General features: G+C 65.5%; 17 protein-coding genes, 1 tRNA gene and 1 other annotated feature. Of the genes, 10 read left to right on the top strand and 8 right to left on the bottom strand.

Annotated features, from left to right (window positions below; translation table 11 throughout):
* Positions 1 to 123 precede the first annotated feature (123 nt).
* A complete protein-coding gene (gene pepN / locus OXQ33_RS02295) occupies positions 124 to 2,727 on the bottom strand; it encodes an aminopeptidase N (RefSeq protein ID WP_267433061.1) in 2,604 nt (867 codons plus the stop codon).
* 136 nt (positions 2,728 to 2,863) lie between these two features.
* Here pepN and OXQ33_RS02290 point away from each other — a divergent pair, with 136 nt between their 5' ends.
* The gene (locus tag OXQ33_RS02290) at positions 2,864 to 4,573 is read left to right on the top strand and encodes a M28 family peptidase (RefSeq protein WP_267433030.1); all 1,710 of its coding nucleotides are present in this window, start codon (positions 2,864 to 2,866) and stop codon (positions 4,571 to 4,573) included.
* A 219-nt stretch (positions 4,574 to 4,792) separates the two neighbouring features.
* Entirely contained in the window at positions 4,793 to 5,632 is an 840-nt protein-coding gene (locus OXQ33_RS02285) for an NAD(P)-dependent oxidoreductase (RefSeq protein ID WP_267433029.1), read from the top strand.
* On the opposite strand, the gene OXQ33_RS02280 is transcribed toward OXQ33_RS02285, so the two are convergent.
* The 6 genes from OXQ33_RS02280 to OXQ33_RS02255 all read right to left on the bottom strand — a co-directional run bounded on the left by OXQ33_RS02280 (position 5,542) and on the right by OXQ33_RS02255 (position 13,230).
* A complete protein-coding gene (locus OXQ33_RS02280) occupies positions 5,542 to 6,462 on the bottom strand; it encodes an EamA family transporter (protein WP_267433028.1) in 921 nt (306 codons plus the stop codon). The genes OXQ33_RS02285 and OXQ33_RS02280 overlap by 91 nt on opposite strands.
* Positions 6,459 to 7,460 (bottom strand): beta-eliminating lyase-related protein, encoded by a 1,002-nt coding sequence (locus OXQ33_RS02275; RefSeq protein ID WP_267433027.1) that lies wholly within the window; start codon positions 7,458 to 7,460, stop codon positions 6,459 to 6,461. The genes OXQ33_RS02280 and OXQ33_RS02275 overlap by 4 nt, the downstream gene beginning before the upstream one ends.
* Positions 7,461 to 7,519: 59 nt before the next feature.
* On the bottom strand, positions 7,520 to 9,001 hold the full coding sequence (locus OXQ33_RS02270; RefSeq protein WP_267433026.1) for a SulP family inorganic anion transporter: 1,482 nt from the start codon (positions 8,999 to 9,001) through the stop codon (positions 7,520 to 7,522).
* A 76-nt stretch (positions 9,002 to 9,077) separates the two neighbouring features.
* Positions 9,078 to 9,133 (bottom strand) — a sequence feature (sul1 is cis-regulatory element that is thought to sense ions involved in sulfur or methionine metabolism; They are found in Alphaproteobacteria).
* 419 nt (positions 9,134 to 9,552) lie between these two features.
* Positions 9,553 to 11,667, bottom strand: coding sequence for a PBP1A family penicillin-binding protein (locus OXQ33_RS02265; protein WP_267433060.1), 2,115 nt, complete (start codon positions 11,665 to 11,667; stop codon positions 9,553 to 9,555).
* A 73-nt stretch (positions 11,668 to 11,740) separates the two neighbouring features.
* Entirely contained in the window at positions 11,741 to 13,033 is a 1,293-nt protein-coding gene (locus OXQ33_RS02260) for a dicarboxylate/amino acid:cation symporter (protein ID WP_267433025.1), read from the bottom strand.
* A gap of 122 nt (positions 13,034 to 13,155) precedes the next feature.
* Positions 13,156 to 13,230 (bottom strand) — tRNA-Thr (locus tag OXQ33_RS02255).
* Between the two features lie 84 nt (positions 13,231 to 13,314).
* On the opposite strand from OXQ33_RS02255, the gene OXQ33_RS02250 reads away from it, so the two are divergent.
* The 7 genes from OXQ33_RS02250 to OXQ33_RS02220 all read left to right on the top strand — a co-directional run bounded on the left by OXQ33_RS02250 (position 13,315) and on the right by OXQ33_RS02220 (position 22,067).
* On the top strand, positions 13,315 to 13,458 hold the full coding sequence (locus tag OXQ33_RS02250) for a hypothetical protein (protein ID WP_267433023.1): 144 nt from the start codon (positions 13,315 to 13,317) through the stop codon (positions 13,456 to 13,458).
* A gap of 287 nt (positions 13,459 to 13,745) precedes the next feature.
* Positions 13,746 to 15,407: a ShlB/FhaC/HecB family hemolysin secretion/activation protein gene (locus OXQ33_RS02245; protein ID WP_267433022.1), complete on the top strand. Its 1,662-nt coding sequence runs from the start codon at positions 13,746 to 13,748 to the stop codon at positions 15,405 to 15,407.
* Positions 15,407 to 19,456 (top strand): filamentous hemagglutinin N-terminal domain-containing protein, encoded by a 4,050-nt coding sequence (locus OXQ33_RS02240; RefSeq protein ID WP_267433021.1) that lies wholly within the window; start codon positions 15,407 to 15,409, stop codon positions 19,454 to 19,456. The genes OXQ33_RS02245 and OXQ33_RS02240 overlap by 1 nt, the downstream gene beginning before the upstream one ends.
* Before the next feature lie 44 nt (positions 19,457 to 19,500).
* Positions 19,501 to 20,709: a hypothetical protein gene (locus OXQ33_RS02235; protein WP_267433020.1), complete on the top strand. Its 1,209-nt coding sequence runs from the start codon at positions 19,501 to 19,503 to the stop codon at positions 20,707 to 20,709.
* Positions 20,710 to 20,711: 2 nt separating this feature from the next.
* Positions 20,712 to 20,963: a hypothetical protein gene (locus tag OXQ33_RS02230; protein WP_267433019.1), complete on the top strand. Its 252-nt coding sequence runs from the start codon at positions 20,712 to 20,714 to the stop codon at positions 20,961 to 20,963.
* A 263-nt stretch (positions 20,964 to 21,226) separates the two neighbouring features.
* Positions 21,227 to 21,739, top strand: a complete 513-nt coding sequence (locus tag OXQ33_RS02225; protein WP_267433017.1) for a hypothetical protein — start codon at positions 21,227 to 21,229, stop codon at positions 21,737 to 21,739.
* A 109-nt stretch (positions 21,740 to 21,848) separates the two neighbouring features.
* Positions 21,849 to 22,067 (top strand): hypothetical protein, encoded by a 219-nt coding sequence (locus OXQ33_RS02220; RefSeq protein WP_267433015.1) that lies wholly within the window; start codon positions 21,849 to 21,851, stop codon positions 22,065 to 22,067.
* A 141-nt stretch (positions 22,068 to 22,208) separates the two neighbouring features.
* On the opposite strand, the gene OXQ33_RS02215 is transcribed toward OXQ33_RS02220, so the two are convergent.
* Positions 22,209 to 22,970 (bottom strand): hypothetical protein, encoded by a 762-nt coding sequence (locus tag OXQ33_RS02215; protein ID WP_267433013.1) that lies wholly within the window; start codon positions 22,968 to 22,970, stop codon positions 22,209 to 22,211.
* Between the two features lie 623 nt (positions 22,971 to 23,593).
* Between OXQ33_RS02215 and OXQ33_RS02210 the strand changes: the two genes are divergently transcribed.
* Positions 23,594 to 26,500: a TonB-dependent receptor gene (locus OXQ33_RS02210; protein ID WP_267433012.1), complete on the top strand. Its 2,907-nt coding sequence runs from the start codon at positions 23,594 to 23,596 to the stop codon at positions 26,498 to 26,500.
* Positions 26,501 to 26,532 lie beyond the last annotated feature (32 nt).

The raw sequence follows: 26,532 nt of genomic DNA, 5'->3' as shown, positions 1-26,532 counted from the left end.
TCCCCTGGAAGGGGAGGGTGACCCGCGAAGCTGGTGGAGGGGGAGTGCGACACGGGACTCGGTTTGCCGAAGCCCCCCTCCACCACCGCTTCGCGACGGTCCCCCTTCCCGTGCCGGGGAGGATCACTCGAGGCTCTTCGACGCCTGCTCGAACAGATCCTTGGACAGGCCGGGCGTCCCGACGATGCGGATCAGCTCCGCGCACATCAGCCGCGAACGCTTGGTGTCGAACCGCCGCCAGCGGCCCAGCGGCGGCAGCAGCTTGGCCGCGGTCTGCGGGTTCAGCCGGTCGAGCGCGATCAACTGGTCCGCCAGGAAGCGATAGCCCGAACCGTCCGCGGCGTTGAGCGCGCGCTGGTTCATCCCGAACGCCCCGATCAGCGCACGTGCGCGGTTGGGATTGGCGAGAGTGAAGTCGGGATGCTCGACCAGTTTCGCGACCACCGCGCCGGTGTCGCTGCGCGAGGATAGCGCCTGGGTCTGGAACCATTTGTCCAGCACCAGCGGATTGTCGGCATAGCGGTCGTGGAACCGGGCCAGCGCGATCTCGCGTTCGGGTGCGTCCGAACTGACCAGCGTGGTCATCGCCGCCTGCCGGTCGGTCATATTGTCCGCAGTCTCGAACTGCGCGAAGGCGAGCGCGGCGGCGTCGGGCGCGCCGCTCGCCGCGATATAGCCGAGCGCGACGTTGCGCAGCCGCCGCCGCCCCTTGGCGTCGGGCGAATAGACATAGGCCCCTTGCGCCATCTCGGCATAAAGCCGCCGCCACACCGGCTCCAGCGCAAGACCCAGTCGTTGGCGCAAGGTTTCGCGCGCGACATGGATCGCGTCCGGGTCGACCGTCACCAACTGGTCGCCGATGAAATTCTCGGACGGCAGCAGCACGGCCTCGGCGAGGAAGGCGGGCTCCAGCCCCTCGGCCTCCAGCGTCCGCGCGACCGCGTCGATCACCGCATCGGCCTGCACCTCGCCATCGATCGTGCCCGCGACCAGCGTATCGAGCATCAACTGCTGCATCGCCTCGTACCGGGCGAAGGGGTCGTCGTCATGCGCCGACAGGAACGCCAGGTCCGTCGCGCTCCGGTCGCTTTCGATCACCACGGGGGCGGAAAAGCCGCGATTGATCGACAGGACGGGCCGCTCTGTGACGGCCTCGAAGACGATCGTCTCGGCCACCTGGTCGAGCAGGATCAGCCGCTCGTCGGTCAGCGGACGCCCGGTTTCCGCGCCGAACAGCCGGACCTTGAGCGGCAGCAGCATCGGCTGTTTGACGCTCTGTCCCGGCGTGGCGGGGACATGCTGGGCCAGGCGCAGGGTCGCGCGCCCGCCGCCGGGCTCATGGCTCAACCCCGCCGAGACGCGCGGTGTGCCTGCCTGGCTATACCAGAGGCGGAACTGGGTCAGGTCGACGCCGCCCGCTTCCTCCATACAGGCGACGAAATCCTCGCACGTGGCGGCGGTGCCGTCGAAGCGGCTGAAATACAGGTCGGTCGCGGCGCGGAACTTCACCGGGCCCAGGATCGTCGCCATCATGCGGATCAGTTCGGCCCCCTTGTTGTAGATGGTGGCCGTGTAGAAATTGCTGATCTCGATATAGCTTTCGGGGCGCACCGGATGGGCGAGCGGCCCCGAATCCTCGGGGAACTGGCTGGCGCGAAGGCCGCGCACCTCCTCGATCCGCTTGACCGCCGCCGAACCCTGATCGGCGGAGAAACACTGGTCGCGATAGACGGTGAAGCCTTCCTTCAGGGAAAGCTGGAACCAGTCGCGGCAGGTGATCCGGTTGCCCGACCAGTTGTGGAAATATTCATGCGCGACGACGGCGGCGATCGCGTCGTAATCGTAATCGGTCGCGGTGTCGGGATCGGCCAGGATGTAGCGGCTGTTGAAGATGTTCAGCCCCTTATTCTCCATCGCGCCGAAGTTGAAATCGTCGACCGCGACGATGTTGAACACGTCCAGGTCATACTCGCGGCCATAGACCCGCTCGTCCCAGGCCATGGAGAGCTTCAGCGCGTGGAGCGCGTGATCGGTCTTGGGCAGGTCGGCGGCGCGCACCCAGATGCCGAGTTGCAGCTCGCGCCCGCTCATCGTGGTGAAGGTGGAGGCGTTGACCGCCAGGTCGCCCGCCACCAGCGCGAAGAGATAGCAGGGCTTGGGGAAGGGGTCGTGCCACTCCGCCCAATGGGTGCCGTCGTCATTCTCGCCGCTGGCCACCGGATCGCCATTGGCGAGCAGCACCGGATAGCGGTCCCGGTCCGCCGTCATCCGCACGCGATAGACGCTCAGCACATCGGGACGGTCGGGGAAGAAGGTGATGCGGCGAAACCCCTCCGCCTCGCACTGGGTGCACAGATTGCCGCCCGAGGCGTAGAGGCCCATCAACTGGGTGTTGCGATCGGGCGCGATCGTCACCTCGGTCTCGACGACATGCGCGTCGCCCGACAGCGGCACGACGAGTTGCTCCCCCTCGATCCGCCAGTCGTTGACCGCGACGCCGTCGACCACGACCGACAAGGGCGTCTGGCCCGCACCGTCCAGCCGCAACGGTTCGTCATGCGCGCCGCTGCGCGTGACGGTCAGCGCGGCGCGGACCCGCGTCTCGCTGGGGTCCAATGCGAAGTCCAGCGCCACCTGCGGCACCGCCCAGGCGGGGGGCGTATAATCCTCTCGCCGGATCGCGGCGGGGGTCATGCTGGGTTGGGCGGCGCTGCGCTGGTTGTCCATTTCGGGAATATAGCCGTGACGGACCCGTCCGACCACCGGTGAGGCCGGAAAAACCGGGACATAGGCCGATCGGCGGGTTGATCGGGGCAGGGGGCATGATACGCCTGTGTCCTGTCATCTCCCCGAAAGGTCCTGCATGTCGCGTTCGACGGCTCTGCTGCCGCTGCTTCTCCTGTCCACCGCCGCTGTCGCGCACGATCACGATCACCTGCATTATCAGGCGACTAGCCCCGCCCCCGCGCAAAGCGCGCCGCAGCGCACACCGGCAGAACGCAACGCCGTCATCACCGCAACCCTGCCCGAGGATCAGGCGGCGATGAAGGCGCATGTGATGTTCCTGGCCTCCGACGCGATGGCGGGCCGTGAGGCGGGGACGCGCGACTATGATATCGCCGCGCAATATGTCGCGGCGCAATTCTATGCGGCGGGGCTTCGTCCCGGCGGCGACGAGGGCGGCTATCTGCAAAAGGTGCCGCTGGTCGCCTATCGGGTCGCCGACAAGGGCAGCGCGATGTGGACGCCGGCGGGCGGCCAGCCGCAGGAGCTGGTGTTCGGAGAGGATTTCGTGCCCTCGCCCGTGCCCAATGCCAAGGAGACCAGCCTGTCCGCGCCGGTCGTCTTCGTCGGCCATGGCATCGATGCCGCGCCCTATGGCCTGAACGATTACAAGGGCGTCGATGTGCGCGGCAAGATCGTCGCCTTCCTCCCCGGCACGCCCGAAGGGCTGGGCGGCGAGGAGCGCGCCTTTTTCGGCTCGGCGGCCAACAAGGCGGCGCTGGCGGCGGCGCGCGGTGCGGTCGGTGCGATCCAGATCGATATGCCCCGCGCGGGCGGACGGCAGCGGCCCTTCGCCACGCTCGCCCGCTATTATGACGCGCCGCGCGTGACCTGGGCCAATCCGGACGGCACCGCGCATGCGATGACGCCCGCGACCCCGGTGCTGGGCACCCTGTCGCAGGCGGGCGCGGCCAAGCTGTTCGGCAAGGGCTGGGACGCCGTCGTCAAGGCCGCCGCGAGCGCCAAGCCCGCCTATAAGCCGCTCGTCGCCAGGGGCGCGCTGACCGTCGCGTCGAAGACCGGCTTCAAGCCGATGGACAGCGGCAACGTCATCGGCCTGATCCCCGGCAGCGACCCCAAGCTGAAGGACGAGGTCGTCGTCCTGTCGGCGCATCTCGACCATATCGGCACCAATGACGGCGGCGAGGGCGACCGGATCAACAATGGCGCGCTCGACAACGCCATCGGCATCGCCAGCCTGATCGAGGAGGCCAAGCGCTTCAAGACTGCCGCCACCCCGCCCAAGCGTACCGTGATGTTCCTGGCGGTGGCGGCGGAGGAAAAGGGGCTGGTCGGCTCCGACTATTTCGCCAACCACCCGACCGTGCCGCTCAAGTCCATCGTCGCCGACGTCAATCTCGACATGCCGATCCTGACCTACAAGTTCGAGGATATGGTGGTGTTCGGCGCCGACCGATCGACGCTGGGGCCGATCGTGCGCAAGGCGGTGGGGGCGATGGGTCTGCCCGTCTCGCCCGATCCGATGCCCGAGGAGGGGATCTTCGTCCGCTCTGACCATTTCCGCTTCGTGCAGAAGGGCATCCCCTCGGTCTTTCTGTGGCCGGGTCAGGCCGGGCCGGGCAAGGCGGCGGTCGCGGATTTCATGAGCCACCGCTATCACAAGGTCGGCGACGAGATCGACCAGGGCATCGACTGGAGCCAGGGACCGCGCTTCGTCAGCGTGAACTACGCCATCGCCCGCGAGATCGCCGATGCGCCCGAGCGACCGGTGTGGAACAAGGGCGATTATTTCGGCACGCTCTACAAGGGGCCGATGGCGGCGAAGTGATTTGCGACCAAATTATCCAACCTCCGTTCAGCACGAACGGAGGTTGTGGAGTGAGGCGGGCCATCATGGACGGCGACCAATATCCCCTCCAGCCGTTCAGCCTGAGCGAAGTCGAAGGCCAAGCGATGAACTTCGCCAAGTTGCTAGTCCTGGGCGTGCACTTCGACTTCGCTCAGTGCGAGCGGAGGTTGTTATTATGACGGCGGGCAGTTTCGAGGCATGAGTAGGTTGTTCGTCTTCGGCTTGGGCTATGCCGCCGGGCATCTGGCCGCTCTGTTGGAGGGCCGTGGCTGGTCCGTCGAGGGGACGACCCGCGACGGGCGTGGCGGCACGCTCCGTTTCGACGACCGCGACAGCGTGGAGGCGCAGATCGCCGCCGCCACGCATATCCTCTCCTCGGTCCCGCCCGAGGGCGAGCGTGACCCGGTGCTCGTCACCTATGGGGAGCGACTGGCGCGGTCGGATGCGTGGCTCGGCTATCTCTCCTCGACCGGCGTCTATGGCGATACCGGCGGGGCGTGGGTGGACGAGACCGCCCCCATCGGCTCGGGGCGTCGCGCGGCGCGGGCGGCGGCGGATGCGGACTGGCAGAGCTTGGGTGCGCGGGTCTTTCGCCTGCCGGGCATTTACGGGCCCGGCCGCTCGCCGATCGACCGGGTTCGGGCGGGACGGGCGCACCGGGTCGGGCTACCCGGCCAGGTGTTCAGCCGGGTGCATATCGCCGACATCGTGTCGGGCGTGATCGCAGGATTCGACGGTCCGGCGGGGGCGTACAATTTGGCGGACGATCACCCGTGCGACCAGGATGCGGTCGTCGCCTATGCCGCCACGCTGGCCGGGCTGGAGCCTCCGCCTCTGGTGCCGCTCGAAAGCCTGTCGGCGGCGGCGCGCGGTTTCTATGCCGAGAACCGGCGCGTCGCGAACGGCAAGGCCAGGCGGGTGCTGAACTGGCGGCCCCGCTATCCCGATTACCGGTTGGGCCTGCGTGCCTTGAGCGCGATGACCAGCCCGGCGGCCGTCACCGCTGCCCCCGCGCCCGCCAGCAGCGACCAGCGATAGCCCTCGAACACCGTCGACAGGCTCATCGCGATGACCGGCACGATGACGCTGGAATAGGCCGCCTTGGCCGGGCCGATGGCGCGCAGCACCCGGTAATAAAGCGGGAAGGCCAGCGCCGAGGCGAACAGCCCCAGATAGAGGATGCCGAGCACATAGCCGGTTCGCATCTCGAACACCGGCGGCCCGTTCAGGCTATAGGCGATGATCGCGTCGAGTGCCGAGCCGACCAGCATCGCGACGCTGATCGTCGCGTGCATCGGGAAGCGCTTGGCGGTCTTGGTCGCCTGCATGACATTGGCGATGGAGGCGGACAGGATCGCGACGATGGTCAGGGCGATGCCGGTCAGCGCGCGGGCCGGCCCCGCCGGATCGACCCGCGCCTCGTGCACGAACAGCAAGGCCGCCCCCGCCATCGCGATGGTCGAGCCGACCAGTAACTGCCGCCCCATGCGCTGCCCCAGGAAGATTCGCGCGAACCCGGCATTGGGGATCAGCAGCATCGCAAAGACGACCGCGACCAGCCCGGAGGTGATGTACGCCTCGGCATGATAGACGAAGTTGAAGTTCAGGACGAACTGGAACAGCCCGATCCCGGCGGCGAACAGGAAACCGGTGGTGCCGAGCCGAAAGCTCTCCCGCTTGGCGAGGGCGAAGGCCCCCATGGCGAGCCCGCCGATCAGGAAGCGATAGCTGACCGACCAGGTGGCGGGGACGACCGTGATCTGGTCGCGGATGACCAGCCAGGTCGATCCCCAGATCAGCGTGACGATCGCGAACGGAATGAGGATCGCGGCGCGGGTGGAGCGGGGGGTGGTGTCGAACTCGCTCATAGGGCCGCGATCGCATCGGCGAGGCGGGCGACGTGGCGGCCGTCGCTGTCCCAGGCGGTGACCAGCCGGATTTCGCCCTCCGCCCAGTCATAGAAGTCGAAGCCCTGTGCGCGGAGTTTCGCGGCCTCATCGGGCGTTGCGCGCAGGAAGACCTCGTTCGCCTCGACCGGGTGGACCAGCCGGTCGCCCGCCGCCCCCGCCAGCCGCTCGGCGCAGGCATTGGCCAGCGCGCCGTTCGCGATCCACAGGTCGTTCTCGACCATCGCCAGCACCTGTGCTGCCAGATAGCGGCCCTTGGACATCAGCAATCCCGCGCGCTTGCGGCGGCGGCGGGTGACGTCGGCCAGGCCGGGCTTGAAGAAGACCAGGGCCTCGGCACTCATCGCGCCGTTCTTGACGAAGCCGAAGGACAGCGCGTCCACGCCCGCCTGCCACGTCAGCGCGGCGGGCGTGCAGCCCAGCCGCGCGATCGCATTGGCGAAGCGCGCGCCATCCATGTGGAACCCGAGGCTCCGCTCCTTTGCCAGCGCTCCGATCGCGGCGACCTCTTCCGGGTTGTAGACGCGGCCATATTCGGTGGCGTTGGTGATGGAGATGGCGTGCGGCTGAACCCGGTGGACGTCGTTGGCGATGGCGTCGATCACGGTTCGGATCGTGTCGGGGGTCAGCTTCGCCCCCTCGCCATCGGCCAGCATCAGCTTGGCGCCATGGGTGTAGAATTCGGGCGCGCCGCCCTCGTCATTCTGGATGTGCGAGTCGCGGTGGCAGACCACGCCGCCATGAGGCGGGCAGAGCGCCGCCAGCGCCAGGCAGTTGGCGGCGGTGCCGGTGGGAACCCACAGCACCTCCACGTCATGGCCGAACAGGTCGGACAGCCGCTCGTCCAGCGCCTTGGACCAGCGATCGCCGTCATAGGCGGTGTCCATCTGGTCGGCCCCGGCGATGGCCTCCATCACCTTGGGGTGGATACGGGCGGCGTTGTCCGAGAAGAAGCGCATGGCTCCTGCGTTTGGGGGAGGCGGCGGAGCGCGTCAACACCGCTTCCCCCTGCGTGCCGTCAGTGCGGTGTTACGCCCAGTTCGACCCCGGTCTTGTCATGCAGCGCGAACCGGTCGACCAGGTCGGCGCTGGCGCGGTTATAGCCGATCACCTCCACCGCCGATCCGTCCCGCCGCAACCGCGCGACGATCTTGTCGAGCGCGCCGACGCCCGAGATATCCCAGAAATGCGCCGCCGACACGTCGATGGTCACGCCGCGCCCCTGCTCGGCCTGGAAGGCGCGGGTGAAGCGATCGACCGAGGCGAAGAAGATCTGCCCCGTCACCCGGTAGCGCACGGCGCCCGCTTCCTCGACCCGCTCGACCGCGAACAACCGGCGGACCTTGCCCGCAAAGAAGATGCCGGACAGCAGCACTCCGGCCGCCACGCCCTGCGCTAAATCGCGCGTGGCTACGACAACCGCCACCGTGACCAGCATGACGACCGAGGAGGTCGGCGGATGGCGGCGGAGATTGGGGATGGAGTTCCAACTGAACGTCCCGATCGACACCATGATCATGACGGCGACCAGTGCGGGCATCGGAATCCGCCCGACCACCGGCCCCAGCCCGGCGAGCAGGATCAGCAGCACGACCCCGGCGGTCAGCGTCGACAGCCGTTTGCGCCCGCCCGACGTGACGTTGATCACCGACTGGCCGATCATCGCACAGCCGCCCATGCCGCCGACCAGCGCGGCGGCGATGTTCGCGCCGCCCTGTCCCATGCACTCGCGCCGCTTGTCGCTGTCGCTGTCGGTCATGTCGTCGACGATCTGCGCGGTCAGCAGCGATTCGAGCAGGCCCACGGCGGCCATGGTCAGCGAATAGGGCAGGATGATGCGCAGCGTCTCCAGGGTCAGGGGGACATGCGGCAGCGTCAGGCTGGGCAGCCCCTCGGGCAGGCGGCCTATGTCGCCGACGGTGCGCACCGGCAGGCCCATCGCGATGCTGATCGCGGCCAGCACCAGGATCGCGACCAGCGGCGAGGGCACCGCCTTGGTGACGCGTGGCAGCAGATAGATGATGGCGAGCCCGGCGGCGACCATCGCATAGCTGTGCCAAGTCACGCCGGTCAGCTGCGGCAGTTGCGCCATGAAGATCAGGATGGCGAGCGCATTGACGAAGCCGGTGATGACCGAGCGCGAGACGAACTGCATCACCAGGTCGAGACGCAGCGCGCCCGCGACGATCTGGATCAGGCCCATCAGGATCGTCGCGGCGAACAGGTAATCGACGCCATGGTCGCGGACCAGCGGCGTGACGACGACCGCGACGGCAGCGGTCGCGGCGGAGATCATCGCGGGCCGCCCGCCGAGGAAGGAAATGACGATCGCGATCGCGACCGAGGCATAGAGCCCGACGCGCGGATCGACGCCGGAGATGATCGAAAAGCCGATCGCCTCCGGGATCAGCGCCAGCGCGACGACCAGCCCGGCCAGCACGTCGCGTTGCGCCTTGCGGGCACCGGTGAACCATTGGGTTCGATAGGAGTCGGAGGTCATGGAAATTACCAGAATAGGCACATGGCAAAACGCTCGCGCCGACAGGGCGGCGGGCGGGATCGGGAACCATGCATTCTGTTGTCCGGCGGATCGGCGGCCGGAATAGCCACCCGGAATTTCACCGGGTCCTTGCGAATGACCGGGCGTTTAGCGGGCGAGGGGCGGGAAGGGCAAGCCCCGCGTGGGTTTGCGGTCCAATCGACATTCCTGCCACGCCTTCTTCCCTCTCCCCTGGACAGGGGAGAGGGTTAGCGGAGCTTGCCAGCCTGCTGGCTAGCGCAGCTTGGGTGAGGGGTTGAGCGAGCCACCGGCTCGCGCGCTCGGCTCGCGAGCGCAGCACCCCTCACCCAGCTTCGACTAAGCCTTTGCTTCGCAAAGCCTAAGTCTGCGCAACCCTCTCCCCTCAGAGAGGGGCGAGGGAAGAGAAAGGCATATCTGCATGTCGATCCGGCCTGGGATTGCCAACCCAGCCTATGCGCCATCGAGAGAAGCCCCAGCTTGCGCAGGGGCGACGGTAGGAGACGCAGTGCCCGCGCCCCTATTTCTGGCCGCTATTCCTGACCTTCGTCGCCATCGCGTTCGTCGGGCGGGCGGCGGTCGTCCGGGCCGGGGGCGGGGCGGTCGCCGCGGCGGCGACCGGGGCCGACGGTGATCGAGCCGTCCTCGCCCATCCGCATGTCCAGTCCCATGCCCTGGATGATGTCGCCCACCGGATCGCTTTCGACCGGCATGGTCTCCTCGTCCATCCCGTTGGCGAGCGCGTCGGGATCGACCTCTTCCACCACCACCGGTGCGGCGACCGGCGGGATGTCGAGCGCGGACTGCATGAAGGCCCGCCAGATCCGTGCGGGCACCCCGCCGCCCGACAGGCCGGGATTGGGCTTGTTGTCGTCATTGCCGACCCACACGCCCACCACCAGATCGCGCGCGAAGCCCATGAACAGCGCGTCGCGCGAATCCTGCGTCGTGCCGGTCTTGCCATAGGCATCGACGGTCAGCAGCGCCTGCCGCCCGGTCCCCGTCTTGATGGAGGAGGAGAGCAGATCGAGCATCCCGTCATGCACGGCGGAGGAAAAGCCGGTCTTGCGATCGGTCAGCGACTGGTACCAGGCCTTGTCGCGCACCTCGGTCAGGCCATGGGGCGTGACCGGATAGCTTTCATTGGCGATGGCGGCATAGGCGGCAGTCAGCTCCAACAGGCTGACGGTCGAGGTGCCCAGGGCGATGGTCGCCTCATTGGGGATCGGCGTGGTGATGCCCAGATCGCGCGCCGCCTTGATCACGGACTTGACGCCCACCGCCTGGGTCAGCCGCGCGGCGGCGACGTTGGACGAACGCGCAAAGGCCTGTCGCAGCGTGATCTTGCCCAGATAGCGACCGTCGCTGTTGCGCGGCTTCCACCCGGCGATGTCGACCGGCTCGTCCTCGATGGTCGAATCGGGCGTCATGCCGGAGCGGAGCGCGGCCAGATAGACGAACAGCTTGAACGCCGATCCCGGCTGGCGCCGCGCCTGCGTCGCGCGGTTGAACGGGCTCTTGGAATAATCCTTGCCGCCGACCATCGCGACGACGCGGCCATCGGGGCGCATCGCGACCAGCGCGACCTGCGCCTGTTGCAGACCGGCGCTGCGCACCGTGCGCTCGGCGATCCGCTGGAGACGTGGGTTGAGCGTGGTCTGGACGGTCGCCTCGGTCTTGATCTCGCCCGCCTGGTCGCGCGCCTCGGGCAGGACCCAGTCGGCGAAATAGGTGCCGCTCGGCAGGGTTTCGGGCCGCGAGGCGAGCACGCGCTGCGGCTGGACCGAATCGGCCTCCGCCTTGGTCAGGAAGCCCGCATCCTCCATCGCCGCGACGACCACCGCTTGCCGCGCCCGCGCGCCCTTCAGATTGGTGGTGGGGGCGAGGCGGGAGGGCGCCTTGACCAGCCCGGCCAGCATCGCCGCCTGACCGATGTTCAGCTTGTCGGGCGTGCGGCCGAAATAATGTTTCGAGGCGGCGGTAATGCCGTACACATTGTCGCCGAAATAGACGTTGGACAGGTATCGCGACAGGATCTCGTCCTTGGTCAGCCAAGCCTCCAGCCAGAAGGCGATCATCGCCTCGCGGATCTTGCGACCCGCCGTGCGGTCGGAATCGAGGAATGCGTTCTTCGCCAATTGCTGGGTGATGGTCGATCCGCCTTCGCGCACCCCGCCCGATCCGACATTGTGCCAGGCGGCGCGGAGGATGCCGCGCGGATCGATGCCCCAATGGGAATAGAAGCGCCGATCCTCGATCGCCATGAACGCCTCGCGCACATGGGCGGGCAGCTTGGCGGCGTCGACCGGCGCGCCGATGATCGCCCCGCGCCGCGCGATCGGCGTGCCGTCATCGGCGGTCAGCGTGATCGAGGGCGGCGTCGGCGGCTGGAGCGAGCGCGACAGCGGCGCGGTGATCGCCAGCCAGATGATCGCCAGCACCAGCAGGATGATCCCGACCCCAGCACCGCGCGCGATCCACCGGCCCCAGCGGATCGGGCGACGCCGCGCCTCCGGCCCGACCTCTTCCTCATCGGGGCCAAAGGTCCAGCTTTGGCTTTCCGCGTCGTAGAGCGGATAATGCGCCCCCACCGGCTCATAGGGTCGGTCGATGGGGGTACGATCGGGATTGAACGGGTCGGGGCGCATCACAGGGTTCCGGTGGTCGGCCACTCGCGTGTATTACTTCACCAGAACACCGCGCGCAAGCTCATGCCCGCGTTTACCCCGTTTGCGGCACGTCCGGCAAGCGCTCCGCCGGGGGCGTGTCGGCGATGAGGCCCGCACGGTGCGCGACGATGGTGGGGACCAGCGCCTGGCCCGCCACGTTGATCGCGGTCCGCCCCATGTCGAGGATCGGATCGATGGCGAGCAGCAACCCCGCCCCTTCCAGCGGCAGGCCCAGCGTCGACAGGGTCAGCGTCAGCATCACCACGGCGCCCGTAAGCCCTGCGGTCGCCGCCGAACCCAGCACCGACACCAGCACGATCAGCACATAATCGCCGACATGCAGCGGCAGGCCATAATATTGCGCGACGAACAGCGCGGAGATCGCCGGATAGATGGCGGCGCACCCGTCCATCTTGGTTGTCGCAGCAAAGGGCACCGCAAAGGCCGAATAGGCGCGTGGCACGCCCAGCCGCCGCTCCACCGCATCCTCGGTCACGGGCAACGTCGCGATCGACGAGCGCGAGACGAAGCCCAGCTGGATGGCGGGCCAGGCGGCGGCGTAGAAACGCTTGGGCGACAGGCCGTTGGCCAGCAGCAGCAGCGGATAGACGACGAACAGGACCAGGCCGAGCCCGATATAGACGGCGAGCGCGAAGCTGCCGAGCGCGGACAGCGACTGCCAGCCATAACGCACGATGGCATTGCCGAGCAGCGCGCCCGAGCCGATCGGGGTCAGGCGGATCACCCAGGACAGGATACGCCGGAAGATGGCGAGCGCCGAGGCGTTGAACGACAGGAAGCTCTCGCCTTTGTCGCCGACCCGCACCGCCGCGACGCCGATCGCCACGGCCATGACGATGATCTGAAGGATGTTGAACGACAGCCCGGTCTTCAGCGCCCCGCCGTCACCGGCACTGGTCGAGGCGGACAGGCCCAGAATGTTGGACGGGATCAGCCCGCGCAGGAAATCGAGCCAGGATCCGGCGGTATCGGGCCGCACCGCGCTGCCCGGCGCGACGCCCGCATGCAGGCCGGGTTGCAGGACGGTGCCCAGCGTCAGCCCGATGGTGACCGCGATCAATGCGGTGATCGCGAACCAGATGAAGGTCGCCGCGACGAGGCGTGCGGCGTTGTTCAGGTCGCGCAGCGCCGCGATCGATGCGACGATCGCGGTAAAGACCAGCGGCACGACCAGCACCTTGAGCAGCTGAACGAAACTCTCGCCGACGATGCGCAAGCCCTCGGCCAGCCCCGCGATATTCTGGTTCCGCGCGAACAGCCCGAGCAGCAGGCCGACCGCCATGCCGACGAACACCTGCGCCCCGAAGGAAAAACGGAATTTCATGGGATGATAGCTAGCGAACCGCCGAAACGATCCCAACCAAGATTTGCAAGGGGGCGGGATAGTTCAGGGATCGACCCCCTCAACCCGTTGTCCGGGCGCCCATTTTCGGGGCGGGAGGAGAATGGTGCTGCCGGTGAGGATTGAACTCACGACCTCAGCCTTACCAAGGATGCGCTCTACCACTGAGCTACGGCAGCACTCGCGTCTCGACGCGGGAAGCGCGCCTAAAGAGGATCGGGCGGACATTGTCAAGCGCTTGTTGTTGGGATTAAGCCGATCGCATGGCAAAAGACGAACGCGCGGAACGGCTGGCGGCGGCGCTCCGCGAAAATCTGAAGCGTCGCAAGGTCCAGGCGCGCGGGTTGGACGATGGGCCGGACGGGGAAGGCAAGAATGCGCCCCCGGCCGCCGATCGCAGGCCTTGACGCGACGCGATCACCGTCAGGATCAGCGCCACGTACATTATTCGGGCAGAAACCCTGCGATGCTCCAACACGGCCCTAAAAACCGACATAGTAAAACAAACAACCGATTCGGTTGAAATATAACATCAGTTTCAACCATCGTTTAGATGATGAATGAAGGGTTAACCTTCATTTCGCATCGCAGATGAAAACGATTTTACTATTAGCGCGGCGTGGGGAGCCGTTCGAAACCGGGGATAGCCGCGCTACGGCTATATGGCAGTGCCGCGTTGGCCGTTTCGGTACCTTTGCCGGTCGTTGCCCAGACCGCGCAGATGGACCGCGAGGCGCAGCGGATCCAGGAGCAGCAACAGCAGCAGGCGCGTGATCGGGCCGAGCAGTTCGATCGCTCGCAAAGCCGCGCTCCGACCGGCGAGGAAATCCGGTCGCCGGAAACCACAGGCCCCGATGGCGGCGGTTATGCGGCGATCAGGTCGGTCCGACTGGTCGGGGCGAGCCGTTATCCGCTCAAGAGCTTTTCCGCGATACTCGATCCGCTGCGCGGGTCATGCGTCGGTATCGCGGCCATCGATGCAGCGCTTCGGACGATTACCGACCGCTATGTCCGTGACGGGTTCGTCACCACTCGGGCCTTTGTCGGGCCGCAGGATTTAAAGTCGGGGGCGCTGACGATCACGGTCATCGAAGGCCGGGTCGGCGGTTTCAAAGGGGCTGGAGACGGTCGGCGCTACGGTACTGGCGAGATGGACGCGGCCTTTCCCGCGCGTCCCGGCGACCGATTGAATCTGCGCGCGCTCGAACAGGGCGTCGACCAGCTCGCGCGTCTGGCCAAGGGCGATCCGAAGATCGACATCGCGCCGGGCGACGTGCCCGGAACCAGCCTGATCCTGGTGGATCGCCAGCCGCTGTCGCGCTGGATACGCCCGTCGATCACCATCAATGATCAGGGCGCGGCCAATACCGGACGGTGGCAGGCGTCCGCCGGATTGGAGATCGATTCGCTGCTCGGCGTCGCCGATAGCTGGTCGCTCTACTATCAGGGCAATGCCAGCCCCGATCGCGAACGGCGCGCCTATGCCTATGGTGGGTTCCTGTCCCTGCCGCAGGGTTGGTGGACGGTATCCATGTCGGCGGGGACGTCGGGCTATCGCTCGGTGCTGGAGGGCAACGGCCTGCGCTTCGCGGCGAGCGGGCGGACCCTGACCGGCTCCGCGACGCTGGATCGCATGGTATTCCGCGACGCCCAGACCAAGCTGTCGCTGTCCGCCGGACTGTCGCTGCTCGATACGCGCAATCTGGTCCAGGGGATCACCCTGCGATCGGGCAGCTATCGGATCGTGACGGGCGAAGTCGGAATACGTTGGCAGCGGCGGATTGCGAAGACGCAGCTGAGCGTGTCGGGCGGCTATGACCAGGGACTGGGCGCGTTGGGCGCGCATACGGTCGACACCGGACCGGGTGGGGCGACGGGGCGCTTTCACCGATTGCGGCTCGACACGATGGCGCAGACGCCGTTCGCAATAGGGAAGTCGCGACTGACCAACGCCTTCGTGCTGCGCGGGCAATGGTCGCTCGACAATGTCTTTCCCGCCGACCGGTTCAGTCTGGGTGGCCCGTCCACGGTCCGGGGGTTCCGCGATGACGGGATTTCCGGGCGGACGGGCATCGCGTTTCGCGATCAAATGGGGATCGGCCTGATCGATCTGGGCAAGGCGCATCCCGAGTTGGCGACGGCGGTGTCCGCCTATCTCGCCTATGACGTCGGAGCGATCCGGCCCGTTCGCGGGGACCCGTTCGAGCGCGGATCGCTCCAGTCGCTCAGTGCCGGGCTGATGGCGCGCGGACGGCATGTCCAGGCGGAATTCACGCTCGCGGTGCCGCTCTCCGCACCGGTCTGGGTGCGGCATTCCCCTACCTTGTTCAGCACCAATATCAGGATCACCTTGTAATGTCGGCGATGGTCGTTCGTGCCCGGGGTTCTTCTTGGGCCGGGGAGCGGCGATGCGGACGCCGAAGGGCCCTTCGCGCCCTGGTCGCGACCGCGCTGGCGTCCTCGGCGCTGTCGCCTGCGCTGACCCAGACCACCGCACCGGTCGCGGTGGCGCCCGTTCAGCCCGCCAATGCCCGAACGGGGATGGACGTGACGGCCGGTGGCACGCCGATCGTCAACATCGCGAAGCCTGATGCGAACGGCACCTCCTATAACGTCTTCAACCGCTTTTCGGTGGGCAAGGAAGGGCTGGTCTTCGACAACAGCCCGACGACCGGGAACAGCGCGACCAGCGGCTTCCTGCTCGCCAATCCCAACCTGGTCGGCGGCAAACCGGCGTCGCTGATCCTCAACGAAGTCACCGGCGGCGTCCGCACCACGATCGCGGGGCCGGTCGAGATTTTCGGGGGCCGCGCCGCGCTGGTGATCGCCAATCCGACCGGCATCACCTGCGACGGTTGCGGTTTCATCAATACGAGCCGGGTCAGCCTGGCCGCTGCCACGCTGCGCTTCGGTGCGGACGGGACGTTCAGCGGCTTCCGGATCGCCGAGGGCGGCGACGTGACGGTGGAGGGGCAGGGGCTGCTGGCGGGCAATGTCGACTATTTCGACATCATCGCCGCCGCCACGCATATCAATGCCAGCCTCTATGCCAAGGACGTGGTGATCGCCGGCGGTACGGGCGTCTTTGACTATGCCGGTCGGGCCATGAGTGCCGACAATGGCGTCGCGCGCACCGGGGTCGCCATCGACTCCTCCGTGCTCGGCGGCATGTACGCCAATCGCATCCGCCTGATCGGAACGGGCGCGGGGCTGGGCATCAATCTGCGGGGGACGGTCGCCGCGATCGACGGGCCGCTGGTCATCACTAGCGACGGCGATATCGCGCTGGGCTCGACGACGGCATCGGGTGACGTGTCGCTGACGGCGGGGCGATGGACGGTGACGCTGTCCGACCTGACCTATGCCGGTGGAGCGCTCGACATCACCGGACGATCCATCCGTCAGGGCGGGGGCTTTGCCGGAGCGCGCGGCTATGTCGCCTGGCGCGCGGAAGAGGGCGTCACCCTGGATGGCGGCAAGGGCATCTATGCCGGGCTCGACGATCAGGGCACGCTGACCGGAACCGGTACGCTGTCGATCGGGGCCGGAGGCGCGATCGGATTGGGCGGTGCGACGCTGGCGTCGGCGGGCGCGACACGGATCGATGGCGGTGCGCTGAGCCAGGCGGCGGCGGGGCGGATGTTCGCGACGGACATCGCGCTCGGCACGACCGGTGCACAGTCCCTGACGGGCACGCTCAGCGCGAGCGGAAGCCTGACGCTGTCAGGCGGGCAAGTGGTCGTCGGCGGCACCGCGACCGGCCTGACCTCCGCAACGGCCAGGGCCAGCGACCATTTCACGATCGCCTCCGGGGCCAAGTTCCAGACCAATGGCGCGGCGTCGCTGACCGCGCCGACGCTCGATATTGACGGAACCTTGCTAGGCGGCGCGGGGGTGGCGCTCCGGGCGACGGGCCTGAATGCCAGCGGGGCGGTGCAGTCGGGTGGCGACTTGAACGCCACCGTGGCCGGTGACGCAGCGCTGGGCGGCAATTGGACGGCGAACGGCGATGCGACGCTGGCCATCGGCGGCGCGGCATCGGTTAGCGGCGCGATGCTGGCGACCAGGCGCTTCGGCTTGCAGGCGGCCACCGTCAGCGTCGGCGGTTCGGTGCAGGCGGGGGGTACGCTTTCGCTGCAAAGCCGGGGCACGCTTATCGCCCGGGACGGTGCCAGGCTGTTGGCAAATGGCGCGGTCGATATCCGCGCGGCTGGAGCGATCGCCCTGGCGGGTCAGGTCGGTGCGAACGATACGCTGACCATCCGCACGGCGGCGGGGCTGGACGCTGGCGACGCAACCCTTGCCGCGACCCATGGGCTCGACCTGAACGCTGCGTCTCTCCATCAGGGCCAGGGCGGGCAGATATCAGGTTCAGGCATCACCCTGACCACGACCGCTGGGCAGGTGCTGGGAGGTGCGGTCCGCTCCTCGGGTGATGCATCGCTGACGGGGGACGGGATCGACCTTTCGGGCACGGTCGGGGCGGGCGGCGTGCTTGATCTTTCCGCGCGTCGGCTTGTCGTGTCGGGCACGGCGAGCGGGCTTGGCGCGGTTGGCCTGGCAGCGGGCGAAAGCCTGACGATCCGGGCGGGCGGCACGGTCGAAACCAATGGCGTCGCCACCCTGTCGTCGTCGGCCTTCGACCATGCCGGGACGATCCTGGGCGTGGGTGGGGTTTCTCTGCGGGCGAGCGGATTGACCGGTAACGGCGCGGTCCAATCGGGGGGGACGCTGACCGCCGCCGTGTCGGGCGATGCGATGCTGGGCGGAAGCTGGACGAGCCAAGGCGATGCGGCCCTGTCGGTCGTGAACGCGAGCGGATTGGTGCAGTCGGGCGGCGATCTGACCGCCACGTTGACTGGCGACGCGGCGCTGGGGGGTAGCTGGTCGGCGACCGGCAATGCGACCTTCGGTGTCGGGGGGACCGGATCGGTCAGTGGCACGATCCTGGCGGCGAAGGCCTTCGACCTGCAAGCGGGCACGATCGCCATCGGCGGTTCGGTGGAGGCGGGCGACACAGCGTCGCTGACGAGCCTGGGCACGCTGACCACATCCGGGGGGGCCAAGCTGCTGGCGAATGGCGCGGTCGATATCCGCGCGGCGGGGGCGATCGCCCTGGCGGGTCAGGTCGGTGCGAACGATACGCTGACCATTCGTGCGGCCGGGGCGTTGGAGGCGGGGAATGCGATCCTCACCGCGACCCATGCGCTCGACCTGAACGCGGTGTCCCTGCACCAGGGGCAGGGCGGGCAGATATCCGGTGCGGGGATGACCCTGACCACGACCGCCGGACAGGTGCTGGCAGGCGCGGTTCGCTCGGCCGGTAATGCCGTGCTGCAAGCCGATACGATCGACATGCCGGGTATCGTCGAGGCGGATGGTGCCCTGACGCTGTCCGGGCGCGTCTTGTCTGTGTCGGGGGCGGCGACCGGGATCGGAGCGGTATCCGCCCGTGCGAGCGAGAGTCTGTCGATCATGCCTGGCGGGGCGGTGCAAACCAATGGGTCGGCGACCCTCGGTGCACCGAGCTTGGTCCTTGCGGGGACACTGCTTGGCGGGACCGGCGTGTCGGTCGCCGCGACCGACCTGACCGGTAGCGGCCTCGTCCGGTCGGGCGGTGACCTGAGCGCGACGCTTGCCGGTACGGGGTCGATCAGGGGGCAGTGGACGGCGAGCGGCGATACGCGCCTGACGGTTATCGGCGACCTCGCTTTGTCGGGTGGCCTGCTGACCGGCAAGGCGCTGACGGTCAGTGTGGCCAGGGTCACGGTCGATGGCGATGTCGAGGCGGGGACGACGCTGTCGCTGGATGCGGCGGGTGATCTGTCGAGCGGCATGGCGGCCAAGATCCTCGCCAATGGCGCGATCGACCTGACTTCGGGCGGCGCGGTGTCGCTCGCCGGACAACTCGGCACGAACGATGCGCTGACGATCCGCGCCGCCGGGGTGCTCGACCTGGGGGCAACGGCGATCACTGCTGGAGGAGCGCTGGGTCTAAGCGGCCTGTCGCTGTATCAGGGGCAGGGCGGCACGATCAGCGCCACTGGCGACGTATCGCTGACGGGGGACGGGATCGACCTTTCGGGCACGGTCGGGGCGGGCGGCGTGCTTGGTCTTTCCGCGCGTCGGCTTGTCGTGTCGGGCACGGCGAGCGGGCTTGGCGCGGTTGGCCTGACGGCGGGCGAAAGCCTGACGATCCGGGCGGGCGGCACGGTCGAGACCAACGGCGTCGCCACGCTGTCGTCGGCGGCCTTCCACCATGCCGGGACGATCCTTGGCGTAGGTGGGGTTTCTCTGCGGGCGAGCGGATTGACCGGTAACGGTGCCGTCCAATCGGGGGCGGCGCTGACCGCCGCCGTGTCGGGCGATGCGATGCTGGGCGGAAGCTGGACGAGCAGCCGCTGAGCCAGTCGGCAGGCCAGGCACGCGACGCGCTGGTATCGACACTGGTGGCGGCGGTGGCGTCGGGCGCGGGGCTGGATGCCGCGAGCGCGACCACCGCCGCGCAGATCGAGACGCAGAATAATTCGACCATGACGCCGCTCGGTCGCTACGGCCCGGACAATAAGCAGGGCCTGCCGGTCGCGGATGTCTACAAGTACGATCCGGCCTTCCGCGCTGCGGTAGACGCGATGGGTGGCCTGGAGGCGTATGAGGCGGTCACGCAGTGCGTGCATGCCGGTCCGGTTTGTCCGATGACGCCAGCCCAGCAAGCCGCGCTAGATGCTTATTCGCTGGGCAGTGGCCGGCTGGAAGGGCAGGCGGATCTACTTCCTCTGGATTGGGCCGCGGGTATTGCCCAAAATCCGGGAGCGGAATTCTTCGGCAGCAGCATGGGGACGCTGCGCATCGCCAATACGCTGTCATCCGATTCGCCTGCTGCCAAAGCGGGCTTACTGATCGGTGGTGGCGCAGCGCTTGCGATGGGGGCGTGGAATGCGCTGACGTCGATCGACCCGACGGTGGCGGCGCAGGCGCAGTCAGGTTCAGCGGGCACGACCACCTGGAACGAGGGCCCGTTCCTGCCACCGCCGCTGATCACGCCGCTGCCCGATCCGACGAAGCCGCTGATCGAGAGCGTACCGATCCAGACGCCGCCGACCTATGCCGAGAGCTTCCCCGCTGCGGAGCCGGGGAGTTTGAACCCGGCCAATCCGGGCTATGGTACCACCACCCCGGTCGATAGCGGGACGATCCTGGCTAACCAGAATGCGGATGGAGAGTTCAACGGCGATGGCTTATTACAATCTGTCGAAAATAGGCGTCGTTATTCACCTGGTGTCGCATCTAGTGCTGGCAATTTACCAACAATATCGCAGGACGATGACTGGCTGCGCGGTACCAATCAGAATGCTGGCCGAGTGCCTCAGCAGATTGCAGACAAGTTGAGTGGGCAACACTTCGAAAGTTTCGATGATTTTCGCAAGATGTTTTGGAAGGAGGTCGCTAAGGACCCTGTCTTAACTCGCCAATTTGGCGCAAAAAGTATTGATAGAATGAAACTAGGGTTGGCACCACTTGCTCATGAAGCCGAATGGGCAGGTCAACGAAAAGTATACGAGCTTGATCATATGGAGCCAATTGGAAAAGGCGGAAATATTTATGATATGAACAACATAATTATAAGAACTCCATATAACCATATTAGAGGCAAATAGAAATGAATGACGCCGATTATCTAAAGATTCTACTGCGTAGATTTATTGATGTTCCTAAAGATGAAGAAGAGGACATGTGCTTATCAAATGAAATATGCAGATTAAGTCCGGATCCAAAATGGTCAGACTATATTTTCTATTCACAAGAATTTGTTGATGGCAATGGCAACATCGATATTGACCGTTTGGTAGATAAGCTCATGGCATTTAAGCCTGTGTCTATGCCTGACTGGTCAAAAGATAAGATATCATAGCTGTAGTATTATTAATTTATATAAACAATAAATGAAGAATTTGATTTGCTAAGGCGCATTTATTTGATGCATGCTATGATATAAAAGCGTATTTACGGTAGGTGGCATGCTTAGGTGGCCTAGAAGCGATTCATTATATGAAGGATGAAATTAAGGCGTGCATCTTGATCGCCTTGTCTGACCGGCTCGATCCTTATATGCAATAACATGGTTTCTCTAGACCAAAGATAAGCTTAATTTACAAACGTTCGCTCAGTGGTTCGATGCAGAAGGTTGACCTGTTGTTACAGATTCATCTGCAGGATAATCCTAATGCGACTGCAGCTGTATATCCGTGGATGGAAGTATTAATTCCGTCTGTTGATGCCATATTAGCAGAAATGATTGGAGAAAATCTCGGCCTTTTAGAGGGGGTGACGGGTGGGGCGTCAAAGCATCCTATAGCTTTTACGGCAAAAAGGGCTCATAATAGCCGTTGGTTCATTTATCAACCAGACTCCGTTCCTGATGCGATTAATGATATTAAGAATCTTATAGATCGATGGACCATGCCTCTTCTTAAAGAATGCTTTAGTGCTGAGGTTTTTGTTGCAGCTGATCAGAGAGAAGACGGCAGGCTAGCGCGTGACCGAGCTCAGGGGATGCGGGTTGCTGCTGCTGCACTGGTGAGTCAACGCAAAGACTATGCGCAGGCAATGATGGAGAGGTGGCTTGGGAGTCCCGGCACACGTCGCCGATATCAGCAGGTTTACGAATATATCCAGCAGGCAGTCTGAGTTTCTTGGGTAGCGCTATGTAACCAGCGCCCGTCATATGCCTACTGTTTAAATGACGGATGAGCTGATCGGCGTGTACTTAGTTGCCGCGACCGGCGTGTAACTGTCCGTGCGCTCGGCGATCGGGGCGGGGACGATCGAGGTCACGGGCGACGCGGCGAGCCGGTCGGTGGCGGCGACGATCTCGCGCGACACGGGGACGGCGAATGACGGGGCGCTGATCCGCCAGTTCACCGATGCGACGCGGGCGGAGGTGGCGCAGGGCTTCCAGGCGGCGCAGGTGCTGGCGACGGAGACAAGCGCGTTCTTCGCGTCCAAGGGGCGCTGAGGGTGAAGGGATTTGTGCGGCGCGCTGCGCAGGGGCAATTCACGATTGTTGACTGGTGCCGGAGGTTGCGCCGGTCCTGACCGGGCTGATGGATCGTACGAGGCAATGTGCCCGGCAACGCGCCGCGGGGTCGGGTGGCGACTACTTGCTGCGACCCGGAATGGCCGCTTGGGATGTGCCTTTCGAGGGAATCGGTGCTTCTGCTGCCACTCGAGGCGCTGCGGTGGAGAGCGTAGCTCCGGTGAGGGCGGCAGAACTCTCCTCTTGGGATCGTAGCAAGCGTTCGGCCTCGGAAAAGGCAAAGTTGACGCGGTGGAGGCGCAGGCCGAAGTCATGCTGCTGGATCCCCGCTATCCCGGCACCGAAAAGAAGAGCCGGTACGCCGGCCTTCAGGGCCTCGCTGATCGATAGGCCGCCAAGGGGAAGTGACGGGGCCAGTGCGATGGCCGCAGCGCCCAACCCGGCCAAAATGGCGATCCCCGCCTTGCGTTGATCCATGATCTTGAGTTCGAAGGCCAGTCGACGATCATAGCGTTGGATATCGAGCAACGAGCCCTTCTCCACGAGCATGTCGATTACTCCCTGTTCTCGAGACATTGTTGCTTCTATTTCGTCGCAAAGCTTCGACTTCCCTAGTGTCAGACATCGAAAGGCATCAGCGACGATGATTGATACCAATGCAGTAGCCGTTAAGGCTGCTACGATTAGAAGAGCTGTAGCAATAACAGTTGCAAGATATTTCTGATTTTCGGTAATTTTAACTATAAGGGCGACAATGACTGCCAGCGAAGAGGAGGCTGCAGAAATAAGAGTAAGGTAATTAATAGCAGAATAAAAACGGTGAGGAGGCGGAGTGAATGCCTCCATGCTAATAATTTCTTTAATTTTGGGAATATTTTTCATTTTTAAAGTCTTTATGCCGACATGGTAAGGCTTATAATTCAAGATAAAATCTAAGAAATATTTAAAAAATATAGTGTATCAAATGGTACAATAAGATTACAATTAGAAATTCTGCGATTTTCAGTTATCTGATTTGCCAAAAAATTTGCGGATAGTATGCGTCCGCCGTTTGCGGCACTATGTTCGTCGCATTGGCACATCGATCCTGCCAACTCTTCAATGCCTGTGGCCCCCAACAAGTGCGTTCCGCCAGACTGCGGATTTCGCCCTTGACAGCCGAATGGATATCATACCGTATACCCGTTAACCATAAGTGGTCTGGCACATCCCAGGGGGTGAACGGTCAATGGCGATGAACTCCCTGCAGAGTTCTGGCTTAGTGGTAGCCCGAGCAAATTTGCCTGGGTTCAACCTCCGCGCGGTGTCGTGTCCGATGCCGTCAAAGGCCGAATCACGCACGGCGCGAATGGCGCCTGCCGCCGTCCCGATCGCCGCTCGAATGACGGCTCCGTCGGTGCCCGACGCCTAGGCCAACCTATCACCACATAAGGCGACCCGTCAGAGGTCGCCAACGTCCGCAGCAGGAACAGGAGTTGCATCACGCTATAAAAAGGGGGAAAATCATGGCATATCTATCGGGCCAGATGCGGCGATGGGCGCTGACCGGCGCGGCCATCGGCTCGCTTGTCATGGCGGGGCAAGCGCACGCCCAGACCAGACCGACCGGCGGCACCGGCACGACCGGTACTGCCGCCAGCGACGACACGCCCTCGGGCGACGATACCATCGTCGTGACGGGATCGCGCATCCGCCGCAGTCCGCTGGATCAGAGCGCGCCACTGACCGCGATCGACGGCGCGGATATCGCGCGGACCGGCCTTTCCTCGATCGGCGACGTGCTGCAACGGTTGCCGGGGGCTGCGGGCGGCCTCAATTCCCGCTTCAACCGTTCGGGCAACAACGGCAATCCGCCCGATGGCGGCGGGGTGGGCGCCGGGTCGGCGGAGATCGATCTGCGCTATCTGGGCAGTCGCCGCACGCTGGTGCTGGTCGACGGCCTGCGCTTCATCAACGGCAGCGCGGCGAGCGGCATTCCCGGCGCGGTCGACCTCAACGCCATTCCCGACGGCATGATCGAGCGCGTGGACGTGCTGCGCGACGGCGCATCGACCATTTACGGCTCGGACGCGATCGCGGGCGTCGTCAACATCATCACCAAGAAGCGGCAGAACGGTTTTCTCGCCACCGCCCAACTCGGCGGATATGACAAGGGCGACGGCGTCACCCAGAATTACCAGCTGAGCTGGGGCCATCGCACGGCGGACGGTCGCGTCTCGGTCGTCGCGGGTGCCAATTACATCAACCAGGGCTCGGTCTTCGCGGGCGACCGCCCTTATTACGCCTTCCCCGATCCGGGCGCGACCGCCTGCTCCAGCAGTTGCAGTTCGGGCACGCCCAATGGCCGGTTCATCATCAACAACCCCGTCACGGGCGAGGCGATGAACCTGACGCTGAAGAGCAATCCGCTGACCCGGCCGCGCTTCGATCCGTCGGACCCGACCGGTGCGAACAGCGATTTCAAGTCCTTCACCGTCGCCGACCGGTTCAATTTCCGCCCCTATAACTATCTGCTGACCCCGCAGGAGCGGTTCGGGGCCTTCGTCAACTTCACCGGCCAACTGGCGGACAATGTCCGGTTGAGCACCAAGCTGATCTACAACCGCCGTACCTCCGATAACCAGGCGGCGCCGCTGCCGCTGTTCGTCGGCCCCGATGCGGGCAACGGCAATCTGCTCGACACCATCTCGATCGACCGGACCAACCCGTTCAACCCGTTCGACGTGACGCTGAGCGCGGGCAACAACGGCACGCCCGCCAATTACGGCTTTATCGGGCGTCGCTTCGTCGAGAACGGTCCGCGCCATTACAGCCAGCGGGTCGACACCATGTACATGTCCGGCACGCTGGACGGGCAATTCGCGATCGGCCAGGGCACCTGGTACTGGGACGCCAACCTCATCTATGCCGAGAACCATGCCAAGCAGGTGGCGCACGGCAATGTGAACGCCGCCAACCTGGCCCTGGCGCTGGGGCCGGTGGCCAACTGCACCGGCGCGTGCGTGCCGTTCAATATCTTCGGCGGGGAGGGATCGATCACCCCGGCGATGATCGACTATGTCACCTTCACCCAGCGCGACCGGTCCGAACAGACGATGACCGACGCCACGCTGAACCTGACCGGCACGCTGTTCCAGCTGCCCGCCGGGCCGCTGGGCCTGGCGGCGGGGTATGAGTTCCGCCGCCAGACGGGCTCTTTCCAGCCCGACGCCATCGTCGCGGCGGGGCTGGGCTCCGACATTCCCGCGCAGCCCAGCTCGGGTGCGTTCGACGTCAACGAGGTCTACGGCGAACTCAGCATCCCGGTGCTGAAGGACGTGCCCTTCTTCCGCCTGCTCGAAGGGTCGTTCGCGGCGCGCTATTCGGACTATTCGACCAGCGGCAACCGCACGGTGATGAAGGGCGGGCTGAGCTGGAAACCGTTCGAGGATCTGCGCCTGCGCGGCACCTGGGCGCAAGGCTTCCGTGCGCCCAGCATCGGCGAGCTGTTCGGCACGCCCTCGCGCTTCGACGGCGGTGTCATCGATCCTTGCTCCGGCCTGGCCAGCCTGCCCGCGAACAGCACGGTGCGGCAGAACTGCATCGCGCTGGGCGTACCGGTCAACTACGTCCAGAACGGATTGCAGCTGCCGATCCTGACCGGTGGCAACCGCGCGCTGAAGCCCGAAAAGTCGGAAAGCTGGGTGCTGGGCGGCGTCTATAGCCCAAGTTGGGCGCGCGACGCCGGGTTCGCCAGCCAGTTGAGCCTGGAGGCGGATTACTACACGATCAAGGTGGACGACGCGATCGCCTCGATCGGGGCGGACGTGCTGCTGGCCAACTGCATCAATCTGCGCGATGCGGTCAGCTGTGGCGCGATCACCCGCTCCGCGACGGGCAGCGGCCAGATCACCCAGATTCGCGGCCTGCTCCAGAATATCGCCTCGCTGAAGAGCGAGGGGATCGACATCACTCTGGTCTATCGCAGCCCGCGCGTCGGGGCGGGTACCTTCGGCCTGAACTGGGCCAGCAATGTCCTGCTGGAATATTCGACCACGCTGCCGACCGCGACCGGCAGCAGCACGCTGGAGCGCCAGGGCACCGAGCGCGGCGACCAAGCCTATCCGCGTTTCAAGAGCACCGCGACGATCGACTGGTCGAGCGAGACGTTCCTGGCCTCGCTGACCGGGCGCTATATCGGCAAGGTCACCGAGCCGGCCTATGACAATCGCGAGATGAAGCGGATCCTCTACCTCGACGCACAGGTCGGCTGGACCATGCCCTGGCTGTCGCAGCGGCTGACCCTGACCATGGGGGTCAACAATATCCTGGGGCAGCGGGCGCCCGACTGTCTGAGCTGTGGCGGGTTCGATCCCACCACCTATGACCTGCCGGGCCAGTTCGGCTATGCCCGCCTGGGCTTCAAGTTCTGACGAAGCGGCGGCCGGGGATGATTCCCCGGCCG

Origin of the sequence: Sphingomonas sp. GM_Shp_1, assembly GCF_026540895.1 — a bacterium.
In the GTDB taxonomy this organism is placed as follows: domain Bacteria; phylum Pseudomonadota; class Alphaproteobacteria; order Sphingomonadales; family Sphingomonadaceae; genus Sphingomonas.
Note: the sequence above shows the minus strand (reverse complement) of the source record. Positions and strands in the feature narration are given on the sequence as shown.